This window comes from Hydrogenophaga sp. (genome assembly GCF_051007235.1).
Lineage (GTDB): Bacteria > Pseudomonadota > Gammaproteobacteria > Burkholderiales > Burkholderiaceae_C > Hydrogenophaga.
Map to the genome: position 1 here is coordinate 1 of NZ_JBPCSJ010000022.1, position 7,208 is coordinate 7,208.

At 68.1% G+C, this 7,208-nt stretch carries 9 protein-coding genes; all 9 read left to right on the top strand.

What is annotated here, in order from left to right; translation table 11 throughout:
- Nucleotides 1–706, top strand: a 706-nt coding sequence (gene bchL / locus ACR2JA_RS00760; RefSeq protein ID WP_434007230.1) for a ferredoxin:protochlorophyllide reductase (ATP-dependent) iron-sulfur ATP-binding protein, incomplete at its 5' end; no start/stop codon positions are given.
- Between the two features lie 13 nt (nt 707–719).
- On the top strand, nt 720–1,457 hold the full coding sequence (gene bchM / locus ACR2JA_RS00765) for a magnesium protoporphyrin IX methyltransferase (RefSeq protein ID WP_434007231.1): 738 nt from the start codon (nt 720–722) through the stop codon (nt 1,455–1,457).
- Nucleotides 1,454–2,887 (top strand): BCD family MFS transporter, encoded by a 1,434-nt coding sequence (locus ACR2JA_RS00770; protein ID WP_434007232.1) that lies wholly within the window; start codon nt 1,454–1,456, stop codon nt 2,885–2,887. Before bchM ends, ACR2JA_RS00770 begins: the two co-directional genes overlap by 4 nt.
- A gap of 28 nt (nt 2,888–2,915) precedes the next feature.
- The gene (gene puhA, locus ACR2JA_RS00775; RefSeq protein ID WP_434007233.1) at nt 2,916–3,677 is read left to right on the top strand and encodes a photosynthetic reaction center subunit H; all 762 of its coding nucleotides are present in this window, start codon (nt 2,916–2,918) and stop codon (nt 3,675–3,677) included.
- The gene (puhB, locus tag ACR2JA_RS00780) at nt 3,674–4,363 is read left to right on the top strand and encodes a photosynthetic complex putative assembly protein PuhB (RefSeq protein ID WP_434007234.1); all 690 of its coding nucleotides are present in this window, start codon (nt 3,674–3,676) and stop codon (nt 4,361–4,363) included. Before puhA ends, puhB begins: the two co-directional genes overlap by 4 nt.
- Before the next feature lie 36 nt (nt 4,364–4,399).
- On the top strand, nt 4,400–4,849 hold the full coding sequence (gene puhC / locus ACR2JA_RS00785) for a photosynthetic complex assembly protein PuhC (protein ID WP_434007235.1): 450 nt from the start codon (nt 4,400–4,402) through the stop codon (nt 4,847–4,849).
- A gap of 29 nt (nt 4,850–4,878) precedes the next feature.
- On the top strand, nt 4,879–6,009 hold the full coding sequence (gene acsF / locus ACR2JA_RS00790) for a magnesium-protoporphyrin IX monomethyl ester (oxidative) cyclase (protein ID WP_434007236.1): 1,131 nt from the start codon (nt 4,879–4,881) through the stop codon (nt 6,007–6,009).
- Nucleotides 6,010–6,147: 138 nt separating this feature from the next.
- Nucleotides 6,148–6,993 (top strand): putative photosynthetic complex assembly protein PuhE, encoded by an 846-nt coding sequence (gene puhE, locus ACR2JA_RS00795; protein ID WP_434007237.1) that lies wholly within the window; start codon nt 6,148–6,150, stop codon nt 6,991–6,993.
- Between the two features lie 9 nt (nt 6,994–7,002).
- Nucleotides 7,003–7,208 (top strand): NAD(P)-binding protein (locus tag ACR2JA_RS00800; protein WP_434007238.1); only part of this gene is annotated, 206 nt, incomplete at its 3' end.

Sequence of the window (7,208 nt, forward strand, 5' to 3'; positions counted from 1 at the left end):
GCAGATCGGCTGCGACCCGAAACACGACAGCACCTTCACGCTGACCAAGAAGATGCTGCCCACGGTGATCGACGTGCTCGAAACCGTGGACTTCCACGCCGAAGAACTGCGGCCCGAAGACTTCGTCTTCCCGGGCTACAACGGTGTGATGTGCGTGGAGGCCGGCGGCCCGCCGGCCGGCACCGGCTGCGGCGGCTACGTGGTGGGCCAGACGGTCAAGCTGCTGAAAGAGCACCACCTGCTCGAAGACACCGACGTGGTGATCTTCGACGTGCTGGGCGACGTGGTCTGCGGCGGCTTTGCCGCGCCGCTGCAGCACGCCGACCGCGCGCTGATCGTCACCGCCAACGACTTCGACTCGATCTTTGCGATGAACCGCATCGTGCAGGCCATCGGCGCCAAGGCCAAGAACTACAACGTGCGCCTGGGCGGTGTGATCGCCAACCGCAGCGCCGCCACCGACCAGATCGACAAGTACAACGACCAGATAGGCCTGAAGCTGGCCGCGCACTTCCCCGACCTGGACGTGATCCGCCGCAGCCGCCTGAAGAAAAGCACGCTGTTCGAGATGGAAAGCTCGCCCGAGCTGGAGCTGGTCAAGGCCGAGTACATGCGCCTGGCCGCGTCGCTCTGGCTGGGCGTGGAGCCGCTGGCGGCCGTGCCCATGAAGGATCGCGACATCTTCGACCTGCTGGGTTTTGACTGATCCGGGAACCACCATGCCGCACACCAATTACCTCGAACGCCGCGACCAGATCGAAACCTATTTTGACCGCACCGCTGCGCAAGCCTGGGAACGCCTGACCTCGACCGCGCCGGTCGGCCGCATCCGCGCCACGGTGCGCGCCGGGCGCGACCAGATGCGCGGCACGCTGCTGGGCTGGCTGCCCGACGACATGCGCGGCCTGCGCCTGCTGGACGCCGGCTGTGGCACCGGGGCGCTGGCCATGGAGGCGGCGCAGCGCGGCGCCGACGTGGTGGCCATCGACCTCTCGCCCACCTTGGTGCAACTGGCGCGTGAGCGTCATCTCGAAAATCTTGCGCGCGAGCGCGACGGCAACGGAGGCACGCAGGGCGGCCGCATCCACTTCACCTCGGGCGACATGCTCGACGACGCGCTGGGCCATTTCGACCACGTGGTCGCGATGGATTCGCTGATCCACTACGACACGCCCGACATCGTGGCCGCGCTGGAGCGGCTCTCGCGTCGCACCCGCGGCAGCATGCTCTTCACCTTTGCGCCGCGCACGCCGCTGCTGGCGGCCATGCACAGCGTGGGCCGTCTGTTTCCGCGCAGCGACCGCTCCCCCGCGCTCACCCCGGTGGCGCAGCCCAAACTCCGCGAGGGCCTGACCGGCCGCATCGGTGGCAGCGGCCAAGGGGGCTGGAAAGAAGGGCGCAGCCAGCGCGTGGCCAGCGGCTTCTACACATCTCAAGCCTGGGAGTGGACGCAGTGAACCTCCAGCGCCTGCTGTCCCCCGCCTGGGCGGTGAAGCTCACCCAGCGGTATGTGCCGTTCGCCGACGCCGCGTCGAGCGAACTGCCGCTGGGCCGGCTGCTGCGCCTCTCGCTGTTCCAGCTCGCCATCGGCATGACGATGGCGCTGCTGGTCGGCACGCTCAACCGCGTGATGATCGTCGAGCTGGGTGTGCCGGCCTGGTGGGTGGCGCTGTCGGTGGCGCTGCCGCTGGTGTTCGCGCCGCTGCGCGCGTTGATCGGCTACCGCAGCGACACGCACCCCTCGGCACTGGGCCTCAAGCGCATGCCCTACATGTGGATCGGCACGCTGCTGATGTTCGGCGGTCTGGCCATCATGCCGTTCGCCTTGCTGCTGCTGTCGTTGCCCGAAGGCCACGGTGTCGAGGTCTGGGCCGGGCGCATCGGCGCGGCGCTGGCGTTTCTGCTGGTGGGCGCGGGCATGCAGATCACGCAGACCGCTGGCCTGGCGCTGGCCAGCGACATCTGCTCCGACGACAAGCGCCCGCGCGTGGTGGCCTTGCTCTACAGCACGCTGCTGGTCGGCATGATCCTGGGCAGCGGTCTGCTGGGCTGGGTGCTGGCCGACTTCAGCCCGACGCGTCTGGTGCAGGTGGTGCAGGGTTCGGCGGTGGTGGTGGCCGTGCTCAACATCACCTCGCTGTGGAAGCAGGAAGCCCGCGGCGCGAAGCGAGGCGCCCGCGCGCCCGACGGCTTCAGCCGCAGCTGGGCGCGCCTGATGGCGATGCCCAAGATCCGCCGCTTCCTCTGGACCGTGGGCCTGGGCACGGTGGACTTCAGCATGCAGGACGTGGTGCTCGAACCCTTCGGCGGTCAGGTGCTGGGCATGGACGTGGGTCTGACCAGCTCGCTCACCGCCATGAGCGCGGGCGGGGCGCTGCTGGCGTTTGCGCTCTCGTCGCGCTTCATGTCGCGCGGCATGGACACCATCCGCCTGGCGGCCGGTGGCGCGCTGCTCGGCCTGCCCGCGTTTGCCTGCGTGATCTTCTCGGCCCCGCTGGAAGCGCGCTGGCTGTTCCAGTTCGGCGCGGCGCTGATCGGCTTCTCCGGCGGCCTGTTTTCCGTCGGCATGCTGCTGACCGCCATGGAACTGCCCGAGCGCGAACTCACCGGCCTGGTGCTGGGTGCCTGGGGCGCCGTGCAGGCCACGGCGGCCGGCGTGTCCATGGCCATCGGCGGTGTGCTGCGCGACGTGGTTGGCAGCCTGGCCACCGGCGGCTGGCTGGGCTCGGCGCTGAACTCGCCGATCACCGGCTACAGCTTCGTGTTCCACCTCGAAATCTATTTGCTCTTCGTCGTGCTGATCGCGCTCGGCCCCCTGGTCCAGCGCAGCAGTGCCCCGCAGTCCCGTCCCGTTCACCCCATCGGCCTGGCAGAACTGCCGGGCTGACACACACGCACCACCGAAGGAGAACTCCATGGAAACAGGCGCCATCACCCAGTACGTCGACGTCGCTCAGCTCGTGCTCTACGCCTTCTGGGCGTTCTTTGCGGGCCTGATCTATTACCTCTTGCGTGAAAACCACCGCGAGGGTTACCCCATGGCGCCGGGCCGCGAGAACGGCCCCAAAACCGACGGCTGGCCCGCGGTGCCCAAACCCAAGACCTACAAGCTGGCCAATGGCCACGAGGTGCTCTCGCCCGACCATGCGCGTGCCGACGGCGACTACAACGCCCAGCCCGCCCACGGCTGGATCGGCGCACCGCTGGAGCCGGTGGGCAACCCCCTGCTGGCCGGTGTGGGGCCGGGCGCCTGGGCCAAGCGGGCCGACGTGCCCGACATGACCTTTGAGGGTGAAGTCAAGATCGTTCCCTTGCGTGTGGCCGATGGCCACGGCGTGGCGATCCAGGACACCGACCCGCGCGGTCTGCCGGTGATCGGCGCCGACGGCGAACAGGCTGGCACCGTGCAGGACCTGTGGATCGACAAGTCGGAAATGATGTTCCGTTACCTGGAAGTGGGTCTGCCCAGCGGCCCCACCGTGTTGCTGCCCATGACCTTCTCGGTGATCAAACGCCACGGCGTGTTCGTGGACGCGCTGCTGGCCGACCAGTTTGCCCAGGTGCCCACCACCCGCCACCCCGAGCAGGTGACGATGCTGGAAGAAGAAAAGATCACCGCCTACTACGGCGCCGGCACCCTGTACGCAACGCCCGAGCGCCAGGAGCCGCTGCTGTGAACCCCCACCACGAGCACGAGTTCGAGGCCGCGCCGGGCCTGCCCGAGCCGCTGCCGCGCGGGGAACGGCTGATCTGGCAGGGCAGCCCCGACTGGGTACAGCTCGCGATCCACGCCTTCCACGTGCGCCAGCTGGCGATCTACTTCGGCGCCATGGGGGTGCTGCAGTGGCTCTACCTGCTGGGCGAGCCCCATGCCGCTTTGCTCAAGCCGCTGCTCACCAGCGCGGTCATGGCCTCGCTGGCGCTGGCGCTGCTGGCCGCCACCGCCTGGTTCGCCGCGCGCACCACGCTCTACACCCTGACCGACCGCCGCATCGTGATGCGCATCGGCGTGGTGCTGACGCTCACCCTGAACCTGCCGCTGCGGCAGATCGCCGGTGCCGCCTTCAAGCCGCAGTCCGGCGGCCATGGCGACATCGCCCTGGCGCTCGCCGGCAAGGACCGCATCGCCTACCTCAACCTCTGGCCGCACGCACGCGCCTGGCAGCTGAAGAACCCCCAGCCCAGCCTGCGCTGCCTGCCCGGCGCGGCCGCTGTGGGCGAGCGCATCCAGCAAGCCTGGCTGGCCGCCAACCCGCAGGCGCAGGCCCTGGTGGGCATGCCGGATGCCACGCCAACGGCATCGCCCGTGTCGGTGCCCGTGTCGCGTCCCGTGCGCGAGCACGGCATGCCCAGCGCTGTCTGATCGCCCGTCTGACCGTCTCTCCGCCGGAGTTCCGCCATGCACACCCACAGCGATTCCCCCCTCGGCCACGGCACCCCCTGGCCCATCTGGGCCATGGGCGGCCTGCTGGCGCTCACCTTGGTCGTCGTGACCTGGCAAAGCCAGATCGGTGGCGGACCGGTCAAAGACGAGGCGCCGTCGGTGCAGTGGCAGCGCAGCCTGCGCTTCGTGGACCGGCCCAACGGCGACATCGGGGTGCTGGACGCGGCCACCGAGCGCGAGGTCGCGCACTTCCAGGGCGAGCAGGGCTTTCTGCGCGGCAGCCTGCGCGCCCTGGCCCGTGAGCGCCAGCGCCGCGGCATGGGGCCGCAGGCCCCGTTCGAGCTGACCGGGCATGTGGATGGCCGCATCACCCTGCGCGACACCGCCACCGGGCAGCGCATCGCCCTCGAATCCTTCGGTCCCACCAACTCGGCTGTGTTCTCGCAGCTGCAGTGGGCCCGTTGAACACCCCGTCGTCTTTCAGGAGTCCCGCCATGTCTGCACCCGCCACCACCGAAGACCGCACCGACGTCGAGACCGATCACGTCGCCCTGCTCATGGACGGCATGAAGAACACACAAACCGCCACCGAACGCGCCGCGAAGAGCACCATGCTCACGCCGCGCTTCTACACCACAGACTTCAAGGCGATGGACGCGCTGGACGTGTCGCCGGTCCGGGCCGAGTGGGACCGCATGATGGCCGAGTACGAGGGCGACAACAACCAGGACCACTTCAAGCGCGACGCCGCGTTCGGCGAAGAGCTCAAGGTGCTGATGCCGCAACTCACGCCCGAGCTGCGCCAGGAGTTCATGGACTTCCTGATCAGCTCCTGCACCTCGGAGTTTTCGGGCTGCATCCTCTACAACGAGATCCGCAAGAACATCAGCAACCCCGACATCAAGCAGCTGATGGCCTACATGGCGCGCGACGAATCGCGCCACGCCGGCTTCATCAACCAGTCGCTCAAGGACTTCAACCTCGGCATCGACCTGGGCAGCCTCAAGCGCGTGAAGGCCTACACCTACTTCAAGCCCAAGTACATCTTCTACGCCACGTATCTGAGCGAGAAGATCGGCTACGCGCGCTACATCACCATCTTCCGCCAGCTCGAACGCCACCCCGACAAACGCTTCCACCCGATCTTTCGCTGGTTCGAGCGCTGGTGCAACGACGAATTCCGCCACGGCGAATCGTTCGCGCTCATGATGCGCGCCCAGCCCCACCTGCTGACCGGGCTCAACAAGCTCTGGATCCGCTTCTTCATCCTCGCCGTCTACGCGACCATGTACGTGCGCGACCACACGCGCCCGATGCTGCACGAGGCCATGGGCTTCAAATCGACCGACTACGACTACGAGGTGTTCCGCATCACCAGCCAGATCTGCCGCCAGGTGTTCCCGGTGGAGGTGGACATCGACCACCCCACTTTCCGCGCCTGCATGGACAAGTTGCTGGCCATCTCGCTGGCCAACGACAAGGCGGTGGCGCGGGGTGGTCTCGTCGGGACCTTGCAGCGCGGCGTGTGCGCGGCAAAGGCGTTCTTCACCTTTGGGCGCCTCTACCTGGTGCCGGTGAAGCAGCACGAACTGCCCAAAGACATCCGCCTCGATCCGGTGTGGTGATGGACTTGGAACACCCCCGCCGCGCTGCGCGCGACCCCCTCAAGGGGGCGGCGCCAGCCGTCTGGCAAAGCCAGCCCGGTGGTGCCTCTGGGTGGGTGCACGTCTGTCGCGGCGTGTGTTTCTGAAGCCTTTCCAACCATGACCGACCTGTCCAGCTCCGTCGCCGCACCCGCGCTGTTCGCGCTGCTGTGCTGGTGGTTCGGGACGGGTGCCATTCTGTGGCTGGTGCGCCGGCCCGCGTCCAGTTTCCGGGTCAGCCTGATCGTGTGCACGGTCTTGCTCGTGTTCAGCCTCTGGACCACGCGGCTGAGCATGCAGGCGCAGACGGTGGACAACGCCTACCTGGCCTTTGCCAGCGTGATCGCCATGTGGGCCTGGCACGAGGTGGCGTTCCTCACCGGCTGGCTCACCGGCCCGCGCCGCATGCCGCTGGAACCGGGCGCGCGCGGCTGGCAGCGTTTTGCCCAGTCCACCCAGGTGGTCATCTGGCACGAGCTGGCGCTGCTGTTGAACTTTGCCGTCTTGCTGTGGATGCAGCAGGGCCAGCCCAGCCACGTGGCGCTGTGCACCTTCGCCATCCTCTGGTGCATGCGTTTTTCGGCCAAGCTGAACCTGTTCTTCGGCGTGCCCGAGGTCGGCGAGCAGTACCTGCCGAAACACCTCGCCTACCTGGGCAGCTATTTCCGCAAGGGCCGGCTCAGCGCTTTTTTCTACGTCAGCGTGGCCGCTTCCACGGTGGTCTGGGTCTGGATCGTCTGGGAGGTCATGAGCGGCCGAGTGGTCGTCACCACCGGCTGGCTGTTGCTCGCCAGCCTGCTGGGCCTGGCCATCGTCGAACACCTGATCATGGCGTTCCCCACGCCCATGCAAAAACTCTGGGGCTGGGCCATGTCGCGCAGCCCGTCGAGCGATCGCCTTGCGCCTGTCGTGGTCCCCACCACAGGGGCGGTGCCGATCCCACCGGAGAAGGCGCCCGCCGCCTGAACGCCTTTGATGAACGCTCCCGCCACCACCTTGCGCACGTCCGATCCATTCTGGCCGCCGCGTTCTTCGGACGAACCGCCGTCCGGTCCCGGGCCCGCCGCGCGCCCGACGGCCGACGCACCCCACGCCATCGTCATCGGCAGCGGCTTTGGTGGCCTGGCCTCGGCCGTGCGCCTGTCGGCCAAGGGCTGGCGCGTGACGGTGCTGGAGAAGCT